Origin of the sequence: Salegentibacter lacus (assembly GCF_020164555.1) — a bacterium.
GTDB lineage: Bacteria > Bacteroidota > Bacteroidia > Flavobacteriales > Flavobacteriaceae > Salegentibacter > Salegentibacter lacus.
Genome location: NZ_JAIQZB010000121.1, coordinates 1 through 242, shown reverse-complemented (window position 1 = coordinate 242; position 242 = coordinate 1). Strand labels below are relative to the sequence as shown.

Here is a 242-nt window from a genome sequence, read left to right as displayed (position 1 = left end):
ATAAGTATCGGCAGCAAGTTCAGACCAGGAAGTAGTAGTTTCAAAAGCACCGCCATTAAAGCTATATTCCATTCCGGTTACAGCAGTGATGCTGAAAGATCCGGTGGCTATATCGCAAGTTGGTTGAACAGTTTCAGCTACTACAGGAGCATCAGGAGTTTCAGGTTGAGCGTTTATTGTTACAGAAAGTTCTTCCGATTCACATCCGTCAGCATTTCTTGCAGTTACAGTATAAGTATCGG

1 protein-coding gene is annotated in these 242 nt (G+C 43.0%); it reads right to left on the bottom strand.

Annotated elements, in window-relative coordinates:
• A partial coding sequence (locus LB465_RS18265; RefSeq protein WP_224471333.1) for a hypothetical protein occupies window positions 1-242 on the bottom strand: 242 nt, incomplete at both ends.